At 60.3% G+C, this 23,344-nt stretch carries 20 protein-coding genes and 3 tRNA genes; 12 read left to right on the top strand and 11 right to left on the bottom strand.

Translation table 11 applies throughout. The annotated features are described in order from the left end of the window. Positions 1-129: 129 nt before the first annotated feature. A complete protein-coding gene (nadA, locus tag AB5Z09_RS09945) occupies positions 130-1,203 on the top strand; it encodes a quinolinate synthase NadA (protein ID WP_368195193.1) in 1,074 nt (357 codons plus the stop codon). 70 nt (positions 1,204-1,273) lie between these two features. Here nadA and AB5Z09_RS09940 read toward each other — a convergent pair whose 3' ends face one another. Both AB5Z09_RS09940 and gap read right to left on the bottom strand, forming a co-directional pair. Further along, positions 1,274-2,140, bottom strand: a complete 867-nt coding sequence (locus tag AB5Z09_RS09940; protein WP_368195192.1) for a D-hexose-6-phosphate mutarotase — start codon at positions 2,138-2,140, stop codon at positions 1,274-1,276. An 86-nt stretch (positions 2,141-2,226) separates the two neighbouring features. After that, entirely contained in the window at positions 2,227-3,222 is a 996-nt protein-coding gene (gene gap, locus AB5Z09_RS09935; RefSeq protein WP_005335708.1) for a type I glyceraldehyde-3-phosphate dehydrogenase, read from the bottom strand. Between the two features lie 347 nt (positions 3,223-3,569). Between gap and malQ the strand changes: the two genes are divergently transcribed. The 4 genes from malQ to msrB all read left to right on the top strand — a co-directional run bounded on the left by malQ (position 3,570) and on the right by msrB (position 10,630). After that, positions 3,570-5,759: a 4-alpha-glucanotransferase gene (gene malQ / locus AB5Z09_RS09930; RefSeq protein WP_368195190.1), complete on the top strand. Its 2,190-nt coding sequence runs from the start codon at positions 3,570-3,572 to the stop codon at positions 5,757-5,759. 82 nt (positions 5,760-5,841) lie between these two features. Beyond that, complete coding sequence (gene glgB / locus AB5Z09_RS09925; RefSeq protein WP_368195189.1) at positions 5,842-8,019, top strand: 1,4-alpha-glucan branching protein GlgB; 2,178 nt, start codon at positions 5,842-5,844, stop codon at positions 8,017-8,019. Beyond that, positions 8,019-10,175: a glycogen debranching protein GlgX gene (gene glgX / locus AB5Z09_RS09920; RefSeq protein ID WP_368195188.1), complete on the top strand. Its 2,157-nt coding sequence runs from the start codon at positions 8,019-8,021 to the stop codon at positions 10,173-10,175. The genes glgB and glgX overlap by 1 nt, the downstream gene beginning before the upstream one ends. Before the next feature lie 68 nt (positions 10,176-10,243). Beyond that, a complete protein-coding gene (gene msrB / locus AB5Z09_RS09915) occupies positions 10,244-10,630 on the top strand; it encodes a peptide-methionine (R)-S-oxide reductase MsrB (protein ID WP_040068248.1) in 387 nt (128 codons plus the stop codon). A gap of 73 nt (positions 10,631-10,703) precedes the next feature. On the opposite strand, the gene chrA is transcribed toward msrB, so the two are convergent. After that, positions 10,704-11,870 (bottom strand): chromate efflux transporter, encoded by a 1,167-nt coding sequence (gene chrA, locus AB5Z09_RS09910; protein WP_368195186.1) that lies wholly within the window; start codon positions 11,868-11,870, stop codon positions 10,704-10,706. A gap of 58 nt (positions 11,871-11,928) precedes the next feature. Further along, positions 11,929-12,384, bottom strand: coding sequence for an NUDIX hydrolase (locus tag AB5Z09_RS09905; protein WP_368195184.1), 456 nt, complete (start codon positions 12,382-12,384; stop codon positions 11,929-11,931). A gap of 206 nt (positions 12,385-12,590) precedes the next feature. Between AB5Z09_RS09905 and AB5Z09_RS09900 the strand changes: the two genes are divergently transcribed. Continuing rightward, positions 12,591-12,818, top strand: a complete 228-nt coding sequence (locus tag AB5Z09_RS09900; RefSeq protein WP_005335715.1) for a hypothetical protein — start codon at positions 12,591-12,593, stop codon at positions 12,816-12,818. 145 nt (positions 12,819-12,963) lie between these two features. Continuing rightward, the gene (locus tag AB5Z09_RS09895) at positions 12,964-13,281 is read left to right on the top strand and encodes a hypothetical protein (RefSeq protein ID WP_005343224.1); all 318 of its coding nucleotides are present in this window, start codon (positions 12,964-12,966) and stop codon (positions 13,279-13,281) included. 131 nt (positions 13,282-13,412) lie between these two features. On the opposite strand, the gene AB5Z09_RS09890 is transcribed toward AB5Z09_RS09895, so the two are convergent. Together AB5Z09_RS09890 and AB5Z09_RS09885 are read right to left on the bottom strand one after the other, a co-directional pair. Beyond that, positions 13,413-13,889 carry an Lrp/AsnC family transcriptional regulator gene (locus AB5Z09_RS09890; RefSeq protein WP_005304871.1) on the bottom strand — a complete coding sequence of 159 codons (477 nt, stop codon included), beginning with the start codon at positions 13,887-13,889 and terminating at the stop codon, positions 13,413-13,415. Positions 13,890-14,200: 311 nt separating this feature from the next. Beyond that, positions 14,201-14,824: a helix-turn-helix transcriptional regulator gene (locus AB5Z09_RS09885; protein ID WP_368195183.1), complete on the bottom strand. Its 624-nt coding sequence runs from the start codon at positions 14,822-14,824 to the stop codon at positions 14,201-14,203. Between the two features lie 106 nt (positions 14,825-14,930). Between AB5Z09_RS09885 and AB5Z09_RS09880 the strand changes: the two genes are divergently transcribed. Together AB5Z09_RS09880 and AB5Z09_RS09875 are read left to right on the top strand one after the other, a co-directional pair. After that, positions 14,931-16,160 (top strand): MFS transporter, encoded by a 1,230-nt coding sequence (locus AB5Z09_RS09880; RefSeq protein ID WP_368195181.1) that lies wholly within the window; start codon positions 14,931-14,933, stop codon positions 16,158-16,160. Positions 16,161-16,270: 110 nt separating this feature from the next. Continuing rightward, positions 16,271-17,089, top strand: coding sequence for a Cof-type HAD-IIB family hydrolase (locus AB5Z09_RS09875; RefSeq protein WP_368195180.1), 819 nt, complete (start codon positions 16,271-16,273; stop codon positions 17,087-17,089). Positions 17,090-17,140: 51 nt separating this feature from the next. On the opposite strand, the gene AB5Z09_RS09870 is transcribed toward AB5Z09_RS09875, so the two are convergent. Continuing rightward, on the bottom strand, positions 17,141-17,704 hold the full coding sequence (locus tag AB5Z09_RS09870; RefSeq protein WP_005362971.1) for a DUF2799 domain-containing protein: 564 nt from the start codon (positions 17,702-17,704) through the stop codon (positions 17,141-17,143). 207 nt (positions 17,705-17,911) lie between these two features. Between AB5Z09_RS09870 and AB5Z09_RS09865 the strand changes: the two genes are divergently transcribed. Continuing rightward, the gene (locus tag AB5Z09_RS09865; RefSeq protein ID WP_076492465.1) at positions 17,912-18,751 is read left to right on the top strand and encodes an isopenicillin N synthase family oxygenase; all 840 of its coding nucleotides are present in this window, start codon (positions 17,912-17,914) and stop codon (positions 18,749-18,751) included. Between the two features lie 211 nt (positions 18,752-18,962). After that, positions 18,963-20,276 (top strand): sodium-dependent transporter, encoded by a 1,314-nt coding sequence (locus AB5Z09_RS09860; RefSeq protein WP_120415416.1) that lies wholly within the window; start codon positions 18,963-18,965, stop codon positions 20,274-20,276. A 3-nt stretch (positions 20,277-20,279) separates the two neighbouring features. On the opposite strand, the gene AB5Z09_RS09855 is transcribed toward AB5Z09_RS09860, so the two are convergent. Next, positions 20,280-20,999, bottom strand: coding sequence for an ABC transporter substrate-binding protein (locus AB5Z09_RS09855; protein ID WP_213387978.1), 720 nt, complete (start codon positions 20,997-20,999; stop codon positions 20,280-20,282). Between the two features lie 431 nt (positions 21,000-21,430). Between AB5Z09_RS09855 and AB5Z09_RS09850 the strand changes: the two genes are divergently transcribed. Further along, positions 21,431-22,744, top strand: a complete 1,314-nt coding sequence (locus AB5Z09_RS09850; RefSeq protein WP_368195178.1) for a sodium-dependent transporter — start codon at positions 21,431-21,433, stop codon at positions 22,742-22,744. A 305-nt stretch (positions 22,745-23,049) separates the two neighbouring features. Here the strand turns inward: AB5Z09_RS09850 and AB5Z09_RS09845 are convergent. The 3 genes from AB5Z09_RS09845 to AB5Z09_RS09835 all read right to left on the bottom strand — a co-directional run bounded on the left by AB5Z09_RS09845 (position 23,050) and on the right by AB5Z09_RS09835 (position 23,329). Further along, positions 23,050-23,125 (bottom strand) — tRNA-Val (locus tag AB5Z09_RS09845). A gap of 16 nt (positions 23,126-23,141) precedes the next feature. Continuing rightward, positions 23,142-23,217 (bottom strand) — tRNA-Lys (locus AB5Z09_RS09840). A gap of 36 nt (positions 23,218-23,253) precedes the next feature. Continuing rightward, positions 23,254-23,329: transfer RNA gene (locus AB5Z09_RS09835), tRNA-Val, on the bottom strand. Positions 23,330-23,344: the final 15 nt, after the last annotated feature.

Genomic DNA, 23,344 nt, shown 5'->3' with positions numbered 1-23,344 from the left:
TTATGGCAGAATAACAACGAATTACTTGAGTATATTCGCCCACTTGCGCTTCACCCGATTTGTTGATGGGTTTGTGGCAGGCTTCTGGTTATAATTTTTGCCTTCCCGAGCGTTGATGGAACAGTCGCAATGAGCAATGCACTGAGCAGTGTCCCGCCGGTAGTCGCGATGGACTACCCCTTTCCGGCCAAACCTCTTCCCCTGAGTGCCGAGCAGAGAACGACCTTGACCACAGAAATCAAGGCGCTGCTCAAGGAGCGCAAAGCGGTACTGGTTGCCCACTACTACACGGATCCCGAGATCCAGGCGCTGGCCGAAGCCACCGGCGGTTTCGTCGGTGACTCGCTGGAGATGGCCCGCTTTGGCCGCGATCACGAGGCGCAAACCCTGATCGTCGCCGGGGTGCGCTTTATGGGGGAAACCTCCAAGATCCTGAGCCCCCACAAGCGGGTGCTGATGCCGACGCTGGAGGCCGAATGCTCCCTCGATCTGGGCTGTCCCATCGAACAGTTCTCCGCCTTCTGCGATGCCAATCCCGACCATACCGTGGTGGTCTACGCCAATACCTCGGCTGCGGTCAAAGCGCGGGCTGACTGGGTGGTGACCTCCAGCATTGCGCTGGAGATCGTCGAACACCTCGACAGTCTGGGTCACAAGATCATCTGGGGCCCGGATCGCCATCTGGGCGCCTATATCGAGAAGAAGACCGGGGCGCAGATGCTGCGCTGGCAGGGCCACTGCATCGTCCACGACGAGTTCAAGGCCCGTGCCCTGCGCGAGCTGAAAGAGCAGAATCCGGACGCCGCCGTGCTGGTTCATCCGGAATCCCCCGCCTCGGTGATTGAGCTGGCCGATGCGGTGGGCTCCACCAGTCAGCTGATCAAGGCGGCCAAGGAGCTGCCCCAGCAGAAGCTGATCGTGGCAACCGATCGGGGCATCTTCTACAAGATGCAGCAGGCCTGTCCGGAGAAAGAGATGGTGGAAGCCCCGACCGGTGGCGATGGCGCCACCTGCCGCAGTTGCGCTCACTGTCCCTGGATGGCGATGAACGGTCTGGTGGCGATCAAGGAGGCCCTCACCGGTGGTGCCGAGCGCCACGAGATCCATGTCGATGAAGCGCTGCGGGTAAAGGCCCTCATCCCCCTCGACCGGATGCTCAATTTCGCCGCCGAACTCAAGCTCAAGACTCAGGGCAACGCCTGATTGCCGCCGTCACCAGATGTAAAGAGGGCTCCCGCGGGAGCCCTCTTTACTTATCTGAAACTCATCCTGCTCAGATGATCACAGTGGAGAGGCTGTGCTCTTCATCCGGCGCAATGGTCACACCCGCCTCACCGGCGATGGCCGCTTCGACGCAGAGCATAGTGCGATAGCCATCGTCGCTCATGTCGGCCATGGCGGTGGCCCCTTCCAGCCAGGGGGTCCAGACCACCACGCTGTCGTGGTTGCCACTGACAACCCGGGTCTCGCGCTCACCATCCTGCACTCTCACCATCGCCTCTGGCTGCCAGTAGACCCGATCCAGCGGCCCGCTCAGGGTCAATGCCCCCTGCTGCTTGGCATCCTGTCCGGTCAGCTTGTCGGCATAGGGCTCGCCCAGACCGCTCACGCTCACCGCCTCCGGTGCGCTGATCTGCAAATAGGTGTGCAGCGCACCGCTGTAAGTCAGCGGCTGAGCACCTGTATTGCGAGTGGTCAGCACCAGCGAAAGCTCTTTGCCCACCAGCACGTCCAGCTCCAGCTCGAAGGAGTGATCCCACAGGGCACGGGTCGCATCGCTGTCGCGCAGGGAGAGATGAACAAGCGTGCCGTCAGCGTGATCTGAGACCCCGTCCAGCATCCAGAGGATGGTGCGTGCAAAACCGTGGGAGGGCTTGCCGCTACCAACGCGGGCGGGCGCCGGGCCAAACCAGGGCCAGCAGATCGGGATACCACCGCGAACAGGCTTGCTGCCATCCAGCACCGCCTTGTCGCTCAGCCAGATGGAGGCCGGCTCGCCATGACGCTGATAGCTCAGCACATGGGCGCCAAACAGGCTGATTTCTGCCTTGGCATAGTCGTTGTTGATGGTGAGAACCGGCAGAGCGGCCGCATTGTTGGCAAGCTTGCAATTGGCTGTCAGGGGACGAATGGATTGCATGTGGACTCCTGTCATCAGGGGAAACCGAAAAACAAAAAGGCGGCCAATGGCCGCCTTTTTCAAGCTACGCGATTGCGCATCCCAAATTACTTGGAGATGTGAGCGATCAGGTCCAGAACTTTGCTGGAGTAGCCCATTTCGTTGTCGTACCAGGATACAACTTTAACGAATTTGTCGTTCAGCTGGATACCAGCCTTGGCGTCGAATACGGAGGTCTGACGCTCACCCAGGAAGTCGGTAGATACAACTTCGTCTTCGGTGTAGCCCAGAACGCCTTTCATAGCGCCTTCGGAAGCAGCTTTCATCGCTTCGCAGATTTCTGCGTAGGTGGCAGCTTTCTTCAGGTTAACGGTCAGGTCAACAACAGACACGTCCGGAGTCGGAACACGGAAAGCCATACCGGTCAGCAGGCCTTTCAGTTCCGGAATAACTACGCCAACAGCTTTGGCAGCACCGGTAGAGGACGGGATGATGTTCTGAGCCGCACCGCGGCCACCGCGCCAGTCTTTGGCAGACGGACCATCAACGGTCTTCTGGGTAGCAGTGGTAGCGTGAACGGTGGTCATCAGGCCAGACTCGATACCGAAGGTATCGTTCAGAACCTTGGCGATCGGGGCCAGGCAGTTGGTGGTGCAGGAAGCGTTGGAAACGATGTCCTGGCCAGCGTAGGTAGAGTCGTTAACACCCATTACGAACATCGGGGTAGCGTCTTTGGACGGGCCAGTCAGAACAACTTTCTTGGCACCAGCAGCGATGTGCTTACGAGCAGTCTCGTCGGTCAGGAACAGACCGGTAGCTTCAGCAACAACGTCAACACCGATTTCGCCCCACTTCAGGTTGGCCGGGTCACGCTCAGCGGTAACACGTACGGTTTTGCCGTTTACAACCAGGTTGCCGTCTTTAACTTCAACGGTACCATTGAAACGACCGTGAGTTGAATCGTACTTCAGCATGTAAGCCATGTAGTCAACATCGATCAGGTCGTTGATACCAACAACTTCGATGTCTGCACGCTCGCAAGCCAGACGGAATACGAAACGACCGATACGGCCAAAACCGTTAATACCTACTTTGATAGTCATATTTAGTTACCTAACTGTTCAGTAGTCAAAGAAAATTCCGCTTGTAAATTTACTAGAACTCTCCGGTGAGTCAACCAACATTCTGTCTGAAATTGCGCTATATCATGAAAAACTGTGAAATTAATTTTCTGTTTATGTAACTGATTACCACGTTTTGACGAAAAAAGTGCCAGTTCGTGGCATCGCGCAGATATCAACAATAGTGCCTACTCGGTCACACAACCATTCACAGAGATATGTAAAAATGTGCGCGGTTTAGCATGGCCCAAGAGCCACTGTTCAAGTACCACCCCATAAAAATCAAACAAAATAGTATAGATAGAATCCACAGCGGGAATTCTCAAACTATGACCACCCTGATTGAACAGCTGGCTGCCGCAAAAGGTATCGCCAGCGAGTATGTCGATGCCTGGGGCCACCCGGCCCAGGTATCAGAAGAGAGCAAGGCCGCCATGCTGGGCGCCATGGGCTACCGCGTCGATGACGAGGCCGCACTGGTGCAGCAGCTGGAAGAGGAGCATCGCCAGCACTGGCTGCGGGCGCTGGATCCTGTGATGGTGGTTCGCACCGGCGACGCCGTTACCCTTGAGGTTCGCCTCCCCATCGAATTCGTCAACGATGCCCTCACCTGGCAGCTCCAGCAGGAGCAGGGTGCTGTGTTGTCCGGTCAATTCACCCCCATCGAGGGTGAGCTGGTCGGCGTGGCCGAGTTTGAAGAGATGGAGTGCCAGGCCTATCGCGTCACTCTGGATATGGCCCCGGAGCTGGGTTATCACCAGCTGGTGCTGCTGGAAGAGGGCAATGACGAGCCGCTGGCTACCATGCGCCTCATCGTTGCCCCCAAGGCCTGCTACAAGCAGGCGCCAATTGCCGATGGCCGCAAGGTATGGGGTCCGAGCGTGCAGCTCTACTGCCTGCGCAGCCGCCACAACTGGGGTATCGGTGATTTCAGCGATCTGGGCCAGCTGGTTGAGAAAGCCGCCGCCTGGGGTGCTCACTTCGTCGGCCTCAACCCCATCCACGCCCTCTATCCGGCCAATCCCGAGAGCGCCAGTCCCTATAGCCCCTCTTCCCGTCGCTGGCTCAACGTGGCCTATATCAATGTGGAAGCGGTGCCCGAATTCCAGCAAAGCGCTCGCCTGAAAGCGGAAGTGGCAAGTCCTGCCTTCCAGCAACATCTGGCCGATCTGCGCGCCAAAGAGAATGTCGATTACACCGGCGTGATCCAGACCAAACTCGGCATGCTGCGTCAGGTGTTCGACGAAGCCACCCTGAGCGCCGAGCGTCAGGCCGCCTTTGATGCCTTCGTGGCCGCCGGTGGCGACAGCCTGCAACAGCAGGCAGCATTTGATGCCCTGCAGGCCCACTTCTATGCCAAAGGCGAAAATGCCTGGGGCTGGCCGGTATGGCCGCAGGAGCTGCGCGATTACCACAACCCTGCCGTTGCCGCCTGGATGGCCGAGCACCCGCAAGATGTCAACTTCTACCTCTATCTGCAGTTCCTGGCTGACGAACAACTGGCGCAAGCCGATGCCCGCGCCAAGGCTGCCGGCATGGTGATGGGGATCTACCGGGATCTGGCAGTGGGCGTCTCCGAAGGCTCCACCGAGATCTGGGCCAACCAGGATCTCTACTGTCCGAAAGCCTCGGTCGGTGCGCCGCCCGATATCCTCGGCCCGCTTGGTCAGAACTGGGGCCTGCCCCCGATGAACCCGAACAAACTGTTCGAAGCGGCCTATCAGCCGATGGTGGACTTGTTCCGTACCAACATGCGCTCATGCGGCGCACTGCGCATCGACCACGTGATGGCCTTGCTGCGCCTGTGGTGGGTACCGCCCGGAGCGTCCGCCGCCAAGGGCGCCTACATCTACTATCCGGTCAACGATCTGCTGGGCATTCTGGCCCTCGAATCCCACCGTAATCAGTGCCTGCTGATCGGCGAGGATCTGGGCACCGTGCCGGAGGGGATCGACGTGACTTTGAAAGAGAACGGCGTTCACTCCTACAAGGTGTTCTTCTTCGAGCGCTCCAAGGACGATGGTGGCTTTATCTCTCCGGCGCACTACGCCGAGCAGGCGATGTCGGCCCTGACCACTCACGACATGCCGACCCTCAAGGGCTTCTGGCACTGTGACGATCTGGCGCTCGGCCGTCAACTGGGTCTGTATCCGGATGAAGATGTATTGAAGACTCTGTATGCTGATCGCCACCAGGCCAAACAGCGGATCCTCGACAGCCTGCATGGCCACGGTGTTATCCCCGAGAGCATCAGCCATGACGTGAACTGGGTCGGTATGAATACCGAACTCAACCACGGTCTGCAGATCCACATGTCCCGCGGCAGCTGCGCCCTGTTCAGTACCCAGCTGGAAGACTGGCTGGAGATGGACAAGCCGGTCAACGTACCGGGCACCAGTTACGAATACCCCAACTGGCGCCGCAAGCTCTCCGCTGATCTGGAAGATATTTTTGCCAATGAGGCACTCAAGGCACTGGCTGGCAAGATGAGCCAAGCCCGTGATGAGGCCAGTCGTTGAGACGCTGTCTCCCACAGCGCTCTCACCTAAATCCACTCCGGCTTCGGCCGGAGTGGATGCTCTGTCATGAAAGGAAATCTCGATGCTCGTTGAACGTTTGGTTGCTGCCCGCTGTTCCGATCCCTTCTCTCACTTAGGCCTGCAGGCCAATCCGGATGGGCCCGGCCTCAAACTGACCGCCTGGTTGCCTGATGCCCTCGAAGTTCGCGTCAAGGATCTCAAGTCGGGCAAAGTTGTTGCCACCCTGGCGCCCACCGATGAATCGGGTCTTTTTGAAACTGTTTTCACCCGCCGCAAAAACTCCTTCCCCTATCAGCTGCTCGCCAGCTACCAAGATGCCACCACCGAGGTCATCGACCCCTATCAGTTTCAGGATGCCGCCTGGGCAGGCCTGGCCGAACTGACCGCCCAACCGGAAAACCTCTACCACACCCTTGGCGCCCAGTTACGCACCGTGGAGCATCTTGGCCTGCAGGTAGAAGGGGTGCGTTTTGCGGTCTATGCACCGAGCGCCACCGCCGTGAGCCTCATCGGCGATTTCAACTTCTGGGATGGCCGCCGCCACCCGATGCAGCGCAGCCTCTGCGGTCACTGGGTGCTGTTTGTGCCGGGCCTCAAGGCCGGGGATCGCTACAAGTTCGAGCTCAAGGACCCCATGGGCAACCGGCTGCCCCACAAGAGCGATCCGGTCGGCTTCTATTGCGAGCAGTATCCGTCGTTCGCCTCCGTGGTCTATGACCACGCCCAGTACCAGTGGCAGGATGCCGAGTGGATTGCCAGCCAGCACAACGACAAGCGTGAGCAGCCGCTCTCCATCTATGAGCTGCATGTCGGCTCTTGGAAACGCCACCCCAATGGCGACAGCCTGAGCTGGCGCGAGCTGGCGGTGGAGCTGGTCGCCTACGTCAAGGAGATGGAGTACACCCACATCGAGCTGCTGCCGGTCTCCGAGCACCCTTTCAGCGGCTCCTGGGGCTATCAGCCGGTGGGAATGTTCTCCCCTACCAGCCGCTACGGCACCGCTGATGATTTCAAATACTTCGTCGACCAGTGCCACCAGGCTGGCATCGGCATCATTCTGGACTGGGTGCCCGCCCACTTCCCGTCCGATGCCCACGGACTGGCCCGTTTCGACGGCACCCCGCTCTACGAATATGAAGATCCGCGCCGTGGCTGGCACCCGGACTGGAACTCCTACATCTACGACTTTGGCCGCGACACAGTGCGCCAGTTCCTGGTGGCGAGCGCCCTGTTCTGGCTCGACAAGTTCCATATCGACGGCCTGCGGGTGGATGCGGTCGCCTCCATGCTCTATCTGGACTATTCGCGCAACGCCGGCGAGTGGGTACCCAACGTCGATGGCGGCAACCACAACTACGAGGCGATCAGCCTCTTGAAGTGGACCAACGAGGAGGTCTACGGCAAGTATCCCCACGCCATGACCATCGCCGAGGAGTCCACCGCCTTTGCCGGTGTCTCCCGCCCCACCTTCCTCGGCGGCCTGGGCTTTGGCTTCAAGTGGAATATGGGCTGGATGCACGACACCCTCACCTACATGCAGAAAGAGCCGATCCACCGTCGCTACCACCACAACGACATGACCTTCTCCATGGTTTACCACTATGACGAGAACTTCATCCTGTCGCTCTCCCACGACGAGGTGGTGCACGGCAAGCACTCCATGCTCTACAAGATGCCCGGTGACGAGTGGCAGCAAGCCGCCAACCTGCGGGCCTACATGGGCTTTATGTACGCCCACCCGGGCAAGAAGCTCAACTTCATGGGCACCGAAATCGCTCAGAGCAACGAGTGGAACCACGACGCCCAGCTGCCGTGGCACCTGCTGCAATATCCCAAGCATGCCGGTCAGCAGCGGCTGATCCACGATCTCAACCACCTCTACCGTCATGAGCCTGCCTTGTATCAGGCCGATTATGAGCAGACCGGCTTCCGCTGGCTGGATCACAACGATGCCGACAACAGCATCTTTGCCTGGCTGCGGGCGGACAAAGAGGGCAAGCAGGCTATTGTGGTCGCTTGCAACTTCACCCCGGTGCCCCGTCTCGAATATCGGATCGGCGTCCCTGCGGCGGGCAATTATCGGGTGGTGCTCAACACCGACAGCGAGTATTACTGGGGTAGTAACTATGATGTAGGTCTGGTGTTCGCTGCCGAGCCGACCCCCTGGCAGGGGATGGCACATAGCATAGTGCTGGATCTGCCGCCGCTGGCGACCTTGTTTATCAAACAGGAGTCTTGATGCTTGTAATGGAAAAAGGGGTGGGCCACCCGCTGGGGGCCCGCCTTGACGAGAACGGTTGCCACTTCTGCGTCTGGGCCCCCCAGTCGGACAAGGTGGAGATCTGCCTGTACGACGAGCAGGAGCAGGAGCTGATGCGGCTGGAGTTGCCCGGCCGCCGTGGCCAGTATCGCTTTGGCTACGTGCGCGGTGTAAAGGCCGGTCAGCGCTACGGCTATCGTGTCTATGGCACCCCGCAGGAGGGGATGCTGTTCGATCCGCAAAAACTGCTGATCGACCCCTACGCCAAGGCGCTCAGTCGTCCCACCTACTGGGATGAAGCCCTCTATCAGGGGGACAGTGCCGGGATGATTGCCAAGTCGGTGGTAGTGGATGACAGTTTTGACTGGCAAGGGGTTGGCAAACCCGGGATCAGTCCGGCCCGCACCATTATCTACGAGACCCATGTCAAGGGCTTTACCAAGCAGCACCCGGGGATCCCCAAAGCGCTGCAGGGCACCTACCTTGGCATCTGTCACCCGCTGGTTATCGAACACATGAAGAGCCTCGGCATCACCTCGGTGCAGCTGATGCCGGTGGCCGCCTTCATGTCGGAACCGCGACTGGAGCAGCTGGGACTCACCAACTACTGGGGCTACAACCCCATTGCCTTCTTCGCCCCGGAGCCGCGTTACAGCACCCGAGCCGACGAGGCGGTGACCGAGTTCAAGACCATGGTGCGCGAGCTGCACCGGGCCGGGCTCGAGGTGATTCTGGATGTGGTCTACAACCACACTGCCGCCTCTGGCTTCGACGGCCCTACCCTCTCGTTCAAGGGCTTTGACAACGCCGGTTACTACGCCTTCGAAGCGGGCCCCCACGGCCCGGACTACACCCGTCACGCCAACGTGACCGGTTGTGGCAACAGCGTCAATCTGGATCACCCCAACACCCTGCGGCTGGTGCTCGATGCTCTGCGCTACTGGGTCACCGAGATGCAGGTGGATGGCTTCCGTTTCGATCTGGCGGTGACGCTGGCGCGGGAAGCGGGGGAGTTCGAGCCCATGGGCGCCTTCTTCAAGGCCGTGATGGCCGACCCTGTGTTGTCACAGGTCAAGCTCATCGCCGAACCCTGGGACATAGGCCCCTTCGGCTACCGGCTGGGTCAGTTCCCGAGCCAGTGGCAGGAGATCAATGACCGCTACCGCGATACGGTGCGCGCCTTCTGGCGCGGTGATGCGGGCAAGATGGGGGACTTCGCCACCCGCCTGGTAGGCTCGCGGGATATCTTCCCGAAGAACTGGCGCTCCCCCCACACCAGCGTCAACTACCTCTGCTATCACGACGGTTTCACCCTGGAGGATCTGGTCTCCTACAACCAGCGCCACAATCAGGCCAACGGTGAGGACAATCGCGATGGCCACGGCAACAACCTCTCCTATAACCACGGGGTAGAAGGGCCGACCCTGGATCCGCGGGTCAACAGCTTGCGCCAGCAGCAGAAGCGCAATCTGATTGCCACCCTGCTGCTCTCCCAAGGTACTCCCCACTTCCTCGCCGGCGACGAGATGGGCCGCAGCCAGCTTGGCAACAACAACGCCTACTGTCAGGACAACCAGATCAGCTGGGTCAACTGGCAGTGGCGACCGGAGGATGAGCGCCTGTTCGCCTTCACCCAGCAGATGATGGCGCTGCGGGCGGAGTCCTGCGTCTTCTCCAACCTGCAACTGAGCGACGACAGTTGGAATGGCACACCATCCAACTGCCATCAGGTCAACTGGTATCACCCGGACGGCCACCAGCTCACCGATCAGGATTGGCACGCCCCCATGGGGCAGGCGTTCGCCATGGATATCGGCATGATCAACTGTGTCGGCGAGCGCTGGTACGTGCTGTTCAACGCCAGCGACTACGATATCCAGTTCCGTCTGCCGCCGCCGGGGGAAGGGCTGGAGTGGATCCAGACCATCGACACCGCCACCAACGATGGGCTGCCCTTCCTGCCGGATGACATCAAACGGCAGGTGGCGGTCGGCCGGGCCCACTCCCTCAAACTGCTGGAGCGGGTGGCGCTGGCCAGCACGGCGGAGGATGCCCAGCCACCGCAGCAGGAAATTCTCCCTGCATCCGGTGAGGAGATGGTTGCCACCTCGATCACAGATACAGGCAAAGCATAAGAGGCATGCTGGAGTCAGCTTTACGGAGCCGCTATGCTGGGCTCCGGTATGGATGGCAAGGAGTCGGTATGAGCAGTAACAATCCGGAACAGTGGCGCAGCAAACTGACCGCCGAGCAGTTTCACGTCTGCTGGGAGAAGGGCACCGAGCGCCCCTACAGCGGCGCCCTGCTCCACAATCGCAAGAGCGGCGACTACCTCTGTGTCTGCTGCAAGAGCGTGCTGTTTCACTCAGGAGCCAAGTTTGATTCCGGCTGCGGCTGGCCCTCATTCGACAAGGCCATCGAGGGGACGGTGGAGTACACCGAGGACAACAGCCACGGCATGAAGCGAGTGGAGATCACCTGCCGCCAGTGCGGCTCTCACCTCGGTCACGTTTTCCCCGACGGACCGACCGAGACAGGCCAGCGCTACTGCGTCAACAGCCTGAGTCTGGATTTCGATCCCGACGCTTAAGCGGCTGACCCATTGCAATAAAAACGGCGCCTCCATCACGGAGGCGCCGTTTTTTATCGGGATTTCACCGGCTTCACGCCAGCAGGATAGCTGCCATCACCAGCAGGGCCGCGATGGCCGGCACCGGCAACTTCAACACCCGCAGCAGATAAAAGCCGATGGCCGCCAGCGCCAGATCGGTCGGCGCCAGCACCGCGCTCTGCCACACCGGCTGATAGAGGGCCGCCAGCAACAAGCCCACCACGGCGGCGTTGATTCCGGTGACGGCCCCCGCCAGACGGGGCTGGGCCAACCACTGTTGCCAGCAGGGGCCCACCGCCCAGAGCAGCAGAAAGCCGGGCACAAAGAGCGCCAGGGTCGCCAACAGGGCCCCGGTCATAGGCATCTCGGGCTGCAGCTGGGCGCCAAGATAGGTGGCAAGGGTAAACATGGGGCCCGGCACCAACTGGGCCAGGCTGTAACCGGTCAGAAACTGCTGCTCGTTGAGAGTGTGTCCCACGCTCTCTTGCAGCAACGGCAGCACCACATGACCACCGCCAAACACCAGACTACCGGCGCGATAGAAGTCGGCAACCAGCTGGCCAAGCGGGCTGCCGAGCAGCGGCAGACCGATAAAAAGGATGCCAAACAGCAGCAGGGTCGGCCAATGAGGCTGACTGCTGGCGGCAGAAGGCAGCTCAGCGGTGGCAGGGCGACTCCCCGCCCCGCGCTGGCTGCGGGCGCAGATCAACGCAGCTCCCGCCAGCATCAACAGTTGAGTCAGCAGACCGGGCTGCCACCAGAGTGCAGCAGCGGTCACCACCATGATCCCTTGGGTCACTCCAGTGGCACAAAACTGACGACTCATGGTGAGCACTGCATCGGCCACCACGATGAGCGCCAACAGCTTGAGGCCGTGCAGCGCCGCATCAAGCCACAGATTGCTGCCCAGCTGGCCGATACCGATCGCGGCCACCAGTAGCAGCAGAAATGAGGGCAGCGTGAAGCCAACAAAAGCAGAGAGCGCCCCACCCAGACCGGCGCGATGACGACCGATGGCGAAACCAAGCTGGCTGGAGGCAGGCCCTGGCAGCAGTTGGCACAGCGCCAGCAGGCGGGCAAATTCGGCCTGTGTCAGCCAGCCGAGCCGCTGGACGAAGGTGCGCTGGAAATAGCCGATATGAGCGGCCGGGCCGCCAAAACTGATGCATCCCAGCCATAAAAACTGAATAAATACCTGTCCCACGCTCTTCTCCCTCATCCCTATTCTCCCGATGGAGAGGGGATATTATGACAGCGCGATGATCGTTTTATGACAATCAGACTGATTCGGCCGACACCATTGGCACATCACCCGGCAGATAGCAGCGTCCCGCCAGCCAGCAGGCGATGGATTGGCGGCTGGCGTCGAAATGGGGCTCGGGCAACTCGCGCGGATCGCACCAGACCCAGCCTTCGCACTTCTCCGGCTCCAGCAGTTGCGGTTCGCTATCGGCCCGAGCATACAGTGTCACCGAGATATAGTGCAGCCCGCTCTCGCGCCAGGTCTCCAGATTGTTGGTCACCGCCACCACCTCGGGCCCATGGATCTCAAGTCCGGTCTCCTCGGCCACCTCGCGGATCGCCGCCGACTCGAAGCTCTCCCCCAACTCCAGATGACCACCCGGGATCGACCAGTAGGGGGCATGGCTCCCTTTGCGCTTGCCAAGCAGCACCTGGCCTTGGGCGTTGGTCAGAATGACGCCGACCCCGACGCGGGGATAGAGAGTGGACATGAAAACGCTCCTTCAATCAGGCAGTAAAACGGCCCCACCTTAGGCCCAAGGAGGGCACAGGGCAAGCCCCGGCTGCACGGCACCTGCGGCCGTCAGTGGTCCCCCCCCTTGCCCCTTAACCGGTTATCACTGATGCTGGGGAGTGAAGCCCGGATGGAGAGGTCATCCCCATCCTCTCAGTCCCCCATCACCCCGAGGAGTCCGCCATGAAAAAATTGCTCCCCCTGTGCGCTCTGCTGCTCACGGCTTGCCAAACCACGCCGCCCCCCAACTCGCTCGCCATCGATGATGCCGACGCCTGGCAGGCCATTTGCAAAGATGGCACCCGGGTTCGCGCCGTGGTGGCAGAGGGGATCTGTGGGGATCATCGCGGGGTAGCCATGTGGACGAATAAGCCAAGAGCTGAACGGATGGCAGAAGAAGCCGCCAAATAGTGTGATCCAGGCACCATAAAATGACACTGCCGGCCAATTGGCCGGATTTTTTCGCGATCTCGCCAGCACTTTGCCACCTTGTTCATGGTGCGCTCAGTTTTCTGTTCCCATACTGGCCCTACAGTTCCAAAAGAGGAGAGACAAGATGCAAACATCCATCGTCGGGCTCTCCATTCTGTGGGGGCTAGCCAGTTTTGGTGTTCAGGGGGATTTCATCGAGAGCCGTGATTCCGTTGCGCCATCCTGGCAAGCCGAGTCCAGAGTGGAGATGGAAGGTTATCTGATTGAATCGCTTGGCGAAGATCGCTGGCTGTTCGACAACGGCAGCGAGAGCCTGCTGGTCTCCCTGCCCGAGGGGCAGTGGGTGCCGACCGGCGAGCGGCTGCGGGTCAGCGGCGAACCGCAGCAGGAGCAGAGCGGCTGGCTGCTGCAGGTGGAAGACATCAGCCAGGTCAGCGTCTGACAGCGGCAGTCGCCCCGTCACCGCGACAGCTAATCCAGACCCGATAACCACTACCGAATAACCAAGAGCGAATAGCAAAAGAGGAGGCCACTGGCCTCCTCTTTCTGTTTATATAAGCGGCTTGCGCGGGCTCACCCCAGATGGTTGAGCGGTAGTGCCGTCTTGTGCTTGATGCGACGCAGCACGAAGCTGGAGCGCACTCCGGTCACCCCCGGAATATGGGTCAGCTTGTCCAGCAGGAAGTGCTGATAGTGCTCCATGTCGCGCACCACCACCTTGAGTTGGTAGTCGGCATCATTGCCGGTGATGAGGTCACACTCCAGCACTTCGGGCAGTTCGCTGATGGCGCGATCGAAGTTTTCGAACCGCTCGGGCGTGTGTCTGTCCATGGAGATATGAATGTAGGCGGTGAGGGTGAGGCCAAGCTGGCGGGCGTTGAGCAGAGTAACGTGGGTGTCGATGAGACCGGCATCCTCCAGCGCCTTGACCCGGCGGGAGCAGGGGGACGGCGAGAGCCCGACCAGCTCGGCCAGTTCCAGATTGCTGATGCGGCCATTCTCCTGCATCAGCTCGAGAATATGTCTGTCTATGCGATCAAGTTTCAGCATCTACCCTTCCTCGTTGCAATGACTAATCCACTTTTCCTAGATTAAGGGTGAACTATTGCAAAAACAACCGAAAAAAGTGGTTGCTTTGCAACCACTCACCGGCACGGGAGGGATACTATGGTTACATCTTCCGGTGGCAAAGCAGATACCTGACCGGGTCTCTGCGGTGAAGGACCTTACCGGGTCAAGAGCCCCATCAGCCGTCTTACCTTATCGGGAAACGACGGGCTGGAACGAGAGAACCCCCTCCCCGAAGGCAACAAAGCAGGCATCCCGGCGCCTGCTTTGTTGTTTTTGGGCGTTTGACGAAATCAGAGCGCGGGCGGCGTGATGCGATAGAGGCAGCGATGCGCCCCCTCCAGCAGATATTGCTCCCGCTCCACCCTCGCCGGCGCCAGCAGCTGGCGAAACAGCGCCAGTTCGCTGCGACAGAAACCGCGGCAGGTGCGCGCCGCCGCACAGATGGGACAGTGGCTCTCCCACAGCAGCCAGCTGCCATCCTCTTCGCGGCGGATCTCCGCCATGTAGCCCTCGCGAGTACGCAGCTCCTTGAGCGCCGCCAGCCGGCCAGAGAGACCATGGGACCCCAGCGCCTCCTGATAGCGAGCAAGCATCTGCAGCTCCCGCTGCTGGATCAGCCGCTCCATCCCCTCCTCGCCAAACAGCTCGCGCACGTTGTCGATCAGTTGCACTGTCAGGTCGCTATGGCTATCGGGGAAGCGCTGCCAGGCCTGCTCGGTGAGCTGCCACAGCCGCACGGGACGACCGCGCCCGCGCGCCTCGTCGCTGAATGTAACCCACCCCTCCTGCTCCAGTGCGAGCAGGTGCTGGCGGGCGCCCATGGAGGTCATCTGCAACTGCTCCCCCAGCGCGGCGGCGCTCTGCGGGCCACGGCTCTTGAGCAGAAACAGGATCTTGTCGGTGCTTGCGTTCATGGTCTCATTATGAGGATCGCCCTTTATTAAATCAACAATTCACTTTACTTAATCCCATCTATGAATCAGCATAAATAAACCAATAACTTTACTTAATGGGTGCAACATGGAGAAACACGGGCACAAAAATCCCCTCTGGGTGCTGGTCATGACGGTCACGCTGGCAGTTGCAGGTTTCAGCCTCCCCTCCCCGGTGTTGGCACCCTTGCTGCTGGATCCGGCCCACGGCATGCTGACGCCGGATGCCTCTGACTGGAGCCGCAAGGTGTGGCTGGGGGTCATCATGGGGCTCTACCCCCTGTTCCAGCTGGTGGGCAGCCCCTGGCTCGGTCGCCTCTCCGACCGCTATGGCCGCAAGCCACTGCTGTTGCTCTCGCTGGCGGGGGTACTGGCAGGCTATGCCCTGATGGCACTCGGTATCGCCTGGCGCTCCCTCCCCCTGTTACTGCTCAGCCGGATTGTGGAGGGGCTGTGCAACGGCAACATCGCCATCGTGCAGGCGATGGCGGCGGATCTCGCCGGCAAGGAGCACAAGGCGCGCAGCTTCGCCTGGATCAACATCGGTATGAATCTGGGCTGGGTCGTGGGGCCGATGATCGGGGGCTACGCCGCGGTGATCTCGGGGGATTACAGTCTGGCCGCCTGGCTGGCCGTCGCGATGACCCTGCTCAACCTGCTGCTGGTCTACTGGCTGATCCCCTATCGTCCGCCGGTGGCGGCCGCCCGGCAGGCCCCGACCCTCTCCAGCCGCCAGCTGTTGCTGCAACCGGCCCTGCTCCCCTACTTCGCGCTCACCCTGATCAGCTATGGCGCCGTGCAGCTCTATTTCACCTACTTCAATATCTGGCTGGTGGAGAGGCTGGCCTGGGATCCGGCCCAGCTGGCGCAGGCGGCGGTGCTGGTGAGCCTGCCCATGATGGCGGGCTCCTGGCTCGGCTCTCGCATCGCCCGCCACTGGCGCGGCAGCTCCCTCGGGATTGTCGGCCATCTGGTGATGGCGAGCGGCATGCTGCTCTTTATCCTGCCCGTGCACTGGTGGGGACTGGCGCTTACCTTCGTTCCCGCTGGCATCGGCATGAGTCTGGGGGAGCTGGCCACCTCGGTGGCGATCTCCAACCGCAGTCACCCGGAGCAGCAGGGGCAGGCGATGGGGCTCTACCGCGCCCTCGCCGTGGGTAGCGAGATCCTGGCGGTGCTGCTCGGCAGTCTGGTGCTGCTGGCCGGTACCGAGTGGCCCTTCTATCTCGCCACCCTCTGCTCCCTTGCCAGTGCCGCCGGTTTCTATCTGCTGCGCCGCCGTGCCGACCGTCGTCAACAGCTGGCCAGCTGCACCTGAGCCACGAAGGGATCACAGTTCGGCGCTTCGGCCACGGGCAAGACTTGCATCGGGGCGCCGGGTCTGGGACGGTAAAGCTCTTTGCGGATTTGTTCGATGCTGGAGGAGCTATGAGTGAATACAAGGCCATCGCGCTCGATATGGATGGCACCCTGCTGACCCGGGATCACAAGATCTCGTCGGCCACCCGGGCAGCCCTGGCGCAGGCCCGCGCCCACGGCATCAAGGTGCTGCTGGTCACGGGGCGCCACTACATGACGGCACGCCCCTTTCACCACGAGCTGGCCCTCGATACCCCCCTCATCTGCAGCAATGGCGCCTATCTCTATGATCCGGTGCAGAACCGGATCCTCAGCGGCGACCCGCTGGCGGCCGCCCCGCTTACCAAGCTGCTGGTCGCGGTCGAGGCACAGCAGATGGGCGCCCTGTTCCACCTGAGCGAGGGGATCGGCTACATCGGCTGCGAAGAGCATGTCACCCGCATCCGCCAATGGTCGGCCAATCAGCCGGACCACCTCAAGATCGCCCTCCATCCGGTTGAGGAGCTGGCAGGCTGGCTCGACAACCCGGTCTGGAAACTGGAGCTGTTCAATCAGGATCCGGCACGCCTGCACACCTTTATGGGCGAGGTGGTCGAGCAGATGCCCTTTACCCGTGACTGGGCGGCCCCCTATGCGGTGGAGCTGGTACAGCCCGGTTGCAGCAAGGGCAGCCGGCTTGCCCAGTGGGCAGCCAGCGAAGGGATTGCAATGGAGCAGGTGGTGGCGTTTGGGGACAACAACAACGACATCAGCATGTTCGAGCAAGTTGGGCTGGCGGTGGCAATGGGCAATGCGGCCCCGCAGATCCAGAGCCATGCACACCGGGTCACGGCCGACCACAACGAAGATGGTATCGCACTGGCACTGCAGCGCTGGGTACTGCCCTGATCTGACAAGGTGCAACATGGCCAGCACGCGGGCTGGCCATGAAGAGAGGGATTAACCGCCGAAGGAGAACTGGATCACCCGATCCGGATAGCGCAGACGGTTGTACTCCCGGCGCAGGGATTCGTAGTGGCGAATGGCCCGATCGCGCTTGGCGCGGTAATAGTCACGCTGTTCAGTGTTGGTTTCGTTGCGGATGCTGCGCTCCAGCGTATCGATATCACGCTCGGTACGCTCCAGCTCGTCGCTGATCTCCCGCAGGCGGGCAGCCAGTTTGTACTCTTCGTAGCCACGCTGATACTGCTTGAGGAAGCTGGCGTCATTGGGGCATACCCCCAGATAGGCCTGCCCCTCCTTGCCCTTGCTGTAAGCCAGCTCGGGAATGCAGTAGAGCTCCAGCCCCTTGTCGTAGCCCCGTTTCCACTCGGCTTCATCCACTTTGAGGCCATATTCGCTGCAAGACGAAACGTAATCGCGGGTCGCCTGACGGGTTTTGCCTTCCGATCCATCCTGATAACCCAGGTTGTACCAACTCATGGTGCGGCACTCATCTTCTGACAGGGCACTGCATCCCGCCAGCAATACCGGCAGGGTCAGCAACAGGATTTTGGGGGACATGAACAGACTCCGGAAAAGATAGTGAGCGGCATTCTAGAGAGGATAAAAGGCCATAACAAGGGATGCGCTCCCGTGCGGTCTGGTGCGGTTTATTTGATGTTTTTGTCACTATTCAACGCCGTGCCAGACAGGGCGGCCAACCCGCTTTCCTTGTTATCAGGTGCAAGGTAAACTGCGCCATCTTTTAACTGGCGCGCAACAAAAAAAATGAAAGTCCTGACCGTCGATTACCGCTCACCCGATGCGGCCCAACGCTTCACCGAATCCCTGCGAACCACCGGCTTTGGCGTGCTGACCAACCACCCCATTCCGAAAGAGCTGGTGCAGTCCATCTACGACAACTGGTATCGCTTCTTCATGAGCGAGCAGAAGCAGGATTTCCTGTTCAACCGCGAGACTCAAGATGGCTACTTCCCGCCCTCGGTCTCCGAGGTGGCCAAGGGCCATAGCCAGAAAGACATCAAGGAGTACTTCCACATCTACCCCTGGGGCCAGATGCCGGAAGAACTGAAGGAGCAGGCGATGGAGTACTACCGCCTCGCCAACGGTCTGGCCGCCGAGCTGCTGGGCTGGGTGGAGCAGTATACCCCGGCCGATATCGCCGCTCACTACAGCTGCCCCCTCTCCTCGATGATCGAAGAGAGCCAGAAGACCCTGCTGCGGGTGCTGCACTATCCACCGTTCGATGGCACCGAGGAGCCGGGCGCCATCCGCGCCGCCGCCCACGAGGATATCAACCTGCTCACCATTCTGCCCGCCGCCAACGAGCCGGGGCTGCAGGTGAAGGGCTCCGATGGCGAATGGATGGATGTGCCGTGTGACTTTGGCACCCTCATCATCAATATCGGCGACATGCTGCAGGAGGCCTCTCGCGGCTACTATCCCTCCACTACCCACCGCGTCATCAACCCGACCGGTGGCAGCGCCGCCAAGTCGCGTATCTCCCTGCCGCTGTTCCTCCACCCGCGCCCGGATGTGGTGCTCTCCGAGCGCCATACTGCCCACAGCTACCTGATGGAGCGGCTGCGGGAGCTCGGGGTGATCTAGTCCGCCGACGAGCCGTTGTCAGAGACCAAACCGGAGCAATCTCGCTCCGGTTTTTATTTGGTGGCAGGTTTGGGCAAAAAACAGAATTAAATTAGCCAATCATGCCAATAAATCGCATTTACACCTGATAACCGTCGTAGTGATTGCGCCGTGACCTCCGTAACATGAGCGCCATTCTGCCCCTGCCAAGGGGCGCTCGATTGGAGTTCTTATGAAGCAGTCCCAATGGTCATCCCGACTCGGCTACATCCTCGCCGCAGCGGGTTCCGCGGTCGGTATCGGCGCAATCTGGAAATTCCCCTATGTCACCGCCGTCAACGGCGGCGGCGCCTTCCTGCTGGTCTTTCTGCTGTTCAGCTTCACCCTGGGGGTTGCGGTACTGATGGGAGAAACCCTGCTCGGCAGCATGAGTCGCCGCGGGGTAGTCGGTGCCTTCTCCGATCTGCTCGGCAAACAGTGGCGCTGGGTTGGGGTAATGGGGGTGATCTCTACCCTGCTCATCTACTGCTTCTACAGCGTGGTGGGCGGCTGGACCCTGGGTTATACCGGCATGGCCATCTCCGGCGATCTCAACCATGGTGATGCAGCAGCCCTCACCGCCCGCTTCAATGACTATGTCAGCGGCGACGTCTGGCCAATCCTCACTCACCTGCTGTTTGCCGCCCTCACTTGGATGGTGGTGCAAGGGGGCATTCAGAAAGGGGTGGAGCGCACCCTGCGCTGGATGATGCCGGCCCTGTTCCTGATGATCCTGATGCTGGTCGCCTTTGGCCTCACCCTGCCCAATGCGATGGCGGGGGTACGTCACTTCCTGATGCCCGACTTCAGCAAGCTGGGGATGTCTGGCGTGCTCGATGCCATGGGGCTGGCCTTCTTCTCCCTCTCCATAGGTCTTGGCATCCACACCACCTACGGCGCCTATCTGCCGACCAGCGAAGGGGTTGGTCGCTCCAGCCTCTGGGTGGTGCTGCTGGCCAGCATGGTGGCGGTACTGGCGGGCTTGATGATCTTCCCGGTGCTGGCCTCGACCGGTATCGACCCGGCCTCCGGCCCCGGCCTCACCTTTATGACCATGCCGGCGGTGTTTCAGCTGCTGCCCTTCGGTCAGGTGCTTGAGGTGATCTTCTTCGCCCTGCTGGTCTTTGCGGCGCTCTCCTCGGCCATCTCCCTGCTGGAACATTTGCAGTGCTTCCTGTGCGAGACCTGGGGCTGGTCACGCCGCACGGCCTGCAGCGCCATCACTGGATTCGTCATGGTTAGCGGTGTTCCGGTCAGCCTGTCGTTTGGTTCGCTGCAACACGCCACCCTGTTTGGCAAAACCATTTTCGAGCTGCTGGACTTTGTCACCTCCAACCTGATGATGCCGCTGTTCGGCCTGATGCTTACGCTGCTGCTGGGCTGGAAGCTGGGACGCAAGGCGCTGCCGCAAGGGATTGCCAGCCACTGGCATCACCTGCTGATGAACTGCTGGCGCTGGATTGCCCCCTTGCTGATCGGCGGGATCTTGATTCGCGGTCTGGTGTAACGGTTACTCTTCGCGGGTGGGCCCATCGGCCCGCCCCTGTGCGGCTCTGACGGCCTCCAGGGCATGCTGCCAGCGGGTGATCTCGGCATCATCCGTTCCCTTGGAGAAGACGATATAGAGACCGGCCTGATGGAGCAGCACCCCACTGCTGACGATGCTGCGCCGGGATAACCCCATCTTGTCGAGGGTGGCCTCCATCACCAGCTCCGCCATCGGCAAGGCATCGATCTTGCCCAGCATCAGCCGCTCTATCGCCTCCCCGACTGTCTTGTAGCGCACAAGATTGGTGTAGCCCTCATGGGTCAACCGCACATCATCGGCATTGCCCAGCACTACACCCACTCTGGGCAGATCCCGCAGCTGTGCCAGCGAGGTCAGCGGGTGGCGACTATCCGGCGCCTGATAGATAAAGACCCGATTGATAAAGAGCGGGCCAACCCATTTGAAATGGGACTCCCGCTCCGGGAGCCGCTGTACCACGAACAGTCCATAGCCGGGCTCGACCCGTGCCAGCGCCAGCGCCCGCTTGAGCGGGTAAATCCGCACCGGATAGCGGGTGCCAAGCTCCTCCTGCACCTCATCAATCAGGCGAATGGCAAATCCGTCGAGCTTGCCGTCGCGGTATTCGGTAAAGGGGGGTAAGTCGTGACTCAGCAGGGTTAATCCGGGCTGCGCCGACACACTCAGGCTGATCAGTAACCAGGGCAGCACCATCCATCTCATACGACATCCTGTCTCATCGTTGTTCCCGTCAGCGCCATGTAGCGGTCACTAGTTCCAGAAGAAGCTACGTCGATTATCGCCCAGTAAATAGCCACAAGGTAGAAAAGATGCTGCCCTGCGAGGTTCCCCACATTGAGTTGTACGTACAGTCAGAGTGGTGACAGCGGCACACATAAAAAATTTTTGATTTTATGTGTCAATTATTCTTTCCATGGTTTAGGCTGTTCCCTCATTCATTAGTCAGGTTGCCACCTCATGTCTGCCATCCTCGTGCTGTTTGGTCGATTTTTTAGCTCGCAAGAGAGGTGACCTTGCACGCACAGTTTTTCTGAATGTTCATTGCAAAGGTCGCCTCAGGCGGCCTTTTTTATGGTCTGTCGTTTATTGCTACAGAGGAGTATTGCTTCGATGTCGTGTTACCCGGAGGTTGTATGAGCCAGGTTCAGTGGTCTTCCCGTCTCGGTCATGTACTGGCCGCAGCAGGCACAGCGATTGGCCTTGGTGCCATCTGGAAGTTTCCCTATGTGACCGCCACCAATGGCGGTGGCGCCTTTCTGCTGGTGTTTCTGCTGTTCAGCTTCACCCTAGGGGTAGCGGTACAGGTCGGCGAAACCCTGCTCGGCAGCCATAGCCAGCGCGGGGTGCTCGGCGCGTTTCGCAAACTGGTGGGGCCGAACTGGCGCTGGATGGGGTATATGGGGATCGCCTGCGGCTTCTTTATCTACAGCTTCTACAGCGTGGTCGGTGGCTGGACCGTGGGTTACGCCGCGCTGGCGATGGCTGGCAAGCTCAACCTGAGCGAGGGGAGCGCCCTCACCGCCCTGTTCAACGGCTATGTCAGCAACCCCTGGTGGCCGGTGCTGACCCATCTGATCTTCGCAGGCCTGACCTGGTGGTTCGTGCAGGGGGGGATTCAGAAAGGGGTGGAGCGGGCACTGCGCTGGATGATGCCCGCGCTCTTCATCATGATGTTGTTGCTGGTGGGGGTCGGTCTCTCCATGCCGGGCTCCATGGCGGGTGTGCGCCAGCTGCTGCTGCCGGACTTCTCCATGCTGACCGGCCAGAGCGTGCTGGACGCGCTGGGGCTGGCCTTCTTCTCCCTCTCCATCGGGCTCGGGGTACACACGACCTATGGCGCCTACCTGCCCAATAGCGAAGGGGTGCTGCGCTCCGGGGTCTGGGTGGTCACACTGGCCAGCCTTATCTCGGTGCTGGCGGGCTTGATGATCTTCCCGGCGCTGGCCTCTACCAGTATCGACCCTACCGCGGGCCCAGGGCTCACCTTTATGACCATGCCTGCCGTGTTCAGCCATCTGCCGTTCGGTCAGGGGCTGGGGGTGGTCTTCTTCCTGTTGCTGCTGGTGGCGGCGCTCTCCTCCTCCATCTCCATGCTGGAGCATCTGGTGCGCTTCACTACCGAAGAGTGGGGCTGGTCGCGTCGTGGCGCCTGCCGGGTGTTGACCCTGCTCATCATGGCCTCCGGCATTCCGGTGAGCCTGTCGTTCGGCCCCTGGAGTGACCTGACCCTGTTTGGCAAGACCATCTTCGAGTTGCTCGACTATCTGACCTCCAACCTGATGATGCCGCTGTTTGGTCTGGTACTGACCCTGCTGCTGGGCTGGCGATTGGGTGATGCCATATTGCCTGCGGGCCTGTCACCCACCCTGCGTCTGGCGCTACTCTGGTGCTGGCGCGTGGTGGCGCCGCTGCTGATCAGCGGGATCTTGATCCGCGGGATCATGTAGCATCTTGCGCATCTTTGCGGGCAGGCCTTGGCCTGCCCTTTTTATTGCTGGCGTTCACTTTATTACAGGCGTTCATATAAGCAGCATCACGATGGACAGGAGTGCAGTCGGGCAATCTCGGCAGAGCAGAGTAGAGGATGTGCGAAATGACAGAGTGGCAGAGTGGCACAATAAGAGGTGGCGTTCGGCTCGCCACACCGGCAACAGAAGAAGTTGAAGTACTGAATTGCGGGCAAAAAAAATCCCCATCTGAGTGGGGACTTTCTCTGCAACTGAAGCTGATATCTCAGCTTCGCTTGCGAATATGGTGGTCGTTACTGGGATCGAACCAGTGACCCCCTCCTTGTAAGGGAGGTGCTCTCCCAGCTGAGCTAAACGACCTGGGATTCTGAAATGATGGTGGGTCGTGCTGGATTCGAACCAGCGACCAATTGATTAAAAGTCAACTGCTCTACCGACTGAGCTAACGACCCATCTAAATCATTTTTTTAAACTTTTTACTGCAAATATGGTGGTCGTTACTGGGATCGAACCAGTGACCCCCTCCTTGTAAGGGAGGTGCTCTCCCAGCTGAGCTAAACGACCTGGGATTCTGAAATG

The organism is Aeromonas sp. R2-2 (genome assembly GCF_040908355.1).
GTDB lineage: Bacteria > Pseudomonadota > Gammaproteobacteria > Enterobacterales > Aeromonadaceae > Aeromonas > Aeromonas veronii.
The sequence above is the reverse complement of the archived record's forward strand: the minus strand, read 5'-3'. Positions and strand labels throughout refer to the sequence as shown.

Excerpts from the sequence above, each read along its gene's own strand:
- nadA (WP_368195193.1), top strand. The coding sequence starts at position 130 with ATGAGCAATGCACTGAGCAGTGTCCCGCCGGTAGTCGCGATGGACTAC.
- AB5Z09_RS09940 (WP_368195192.1), bottom strand. The coding sequence starts at position 2,140 with ATGCAATCCATTCGTCCCCTGACAGCCAATTGCAAGCTTGCCAACAAT.
- gap (WP_005335708.1), bottom strand. The coding sequence starts at position 3,222 with ATGACTATCAAAGTAGGTATTAACGGTTTTGGCCGTATCGGTCGTTTC.
- malQ (WP_368195190.1), top strand. The coding sequence starts at position 3,570 with ATGACCACCCTGATTGAACAGCTGGCTGCCGCAAAAGGTATCGCCAGC.
- glgB (WP_368195189.1), top strand. The coding sequence starts at position 5,842 with ATGCTCGTTGAACGTTTGGTTGCTGCCCGCTGTTCCGATCCCTTCTCT.
- glgX (WP_368195188.1), top strand. The coding sequence starts at position 8,019 with ATGCTTGTAATGGAAAAAGGGGTGGGCCACCCGCTGGGGGCCCGCCTT.
- msrB (WP_040068248.1), top strand. The coding sequence starts at position 10,244 with ATGAGCAGTAACAATCCGGAACAGTGGCGCAGCAAACTGACCGCCGAG.
- chrA (WP_368195186.1), bottom strand. The coding sequence starts at position 11,870 with ATGAGGGAGAAGAGCGTGGGACAGGTATTTATTCAGTTTTTATGGCTG.
- AB5Z09_RS09905 (WP_368195184.1), bottom strand. The coding sequence starts at position 12,384 with ATGTCCACTCTCTATCCCCGCGTCGGGGTCGGCGTCATTCTGACCAAC.
- AB5Z09_RS09900 (WP_005335715.1), top strand. The coding sequence starts at position 12,591 with ATGAAAAAATTGCTCCCCCTGTGCGCTCTGCTGCTCACGGCTTGCCAA.
- AB5Z09_RS09895 (WP_005343224.1), top strand. The coding sequence starts at position 12,964 with ATGCAAACATCCATCGTCGGGCTCTCCATTCTGTGGGGGCTAGCCAGT.
- AB5Z09_RS09890 (WP_005304871.1), bottom strand. The coding sequence starts at position 13,889 with ATGCTGAAACTTGATCGCATAGACAGACATATTCTCGAGCTGATGCAG.
- AB5Z09_RS09885 (WP_368195183.1), bottom strand. The coding sequence starts at position 14,824 with ATGAACGCAAGCACCGACAAGATCCTGTTTCTGCTCAAGAGCCGTGGC.
- AB5Z09_RS09880 (WP_368195181.1), top strand. The coding sequence starts at position 14,931 with ATGGAGAAACACGGGCACAAAAATCCCCTCTGGGTGCTGGTCATGACG.
- AB5Z09_RS09875 (WP_368195180.1), top strand. The coding sequence starts at position 16,271 with ATGAGTGAATACAAGGCCATCGCGCTCGATATGGATGGCACCCTGCTG.
- AB5Z09_RS09870 (WP_005362971.1), bottom strand. The coding sequence starts at position 17,704 with ATGTCCCCCAAAATCCTGTTGCTGACCCTGCCGGTATTGCTGGCGGGA.
- AB5Z09_RS09865 (WP_076492465.1), top strand. The coding sequence starts at position 17,912 with ATGAAAGTCCTGACCGTCGATTACCGCTCACCCGATGCGGCCCAACGC.
- AB5Z09_RS09860 (WP_120415416.1), top strand. The coding sequence starts at position 18,963 with ATGAAGCAGTCCCAATGGTCATCCCGACTCGGCTACATCCTCGCCGCA.
- AB5Z09_RS09855 (WP_213387978.1), bottom strand. The coding sequence starts at position 20,999 with ATGAGATGGATGGTGCTGCCCTGGTTACTGATCAGCCTGAGTGTGTCG.
- AB5Z09_RS09850 (WP_368195178.1), top strand. The coding sequence starts at position 21,431 with ATGAGCCAGGTTCAGTGGTCTTCCCGTCTCGGTCATGTACTGGCCGCA.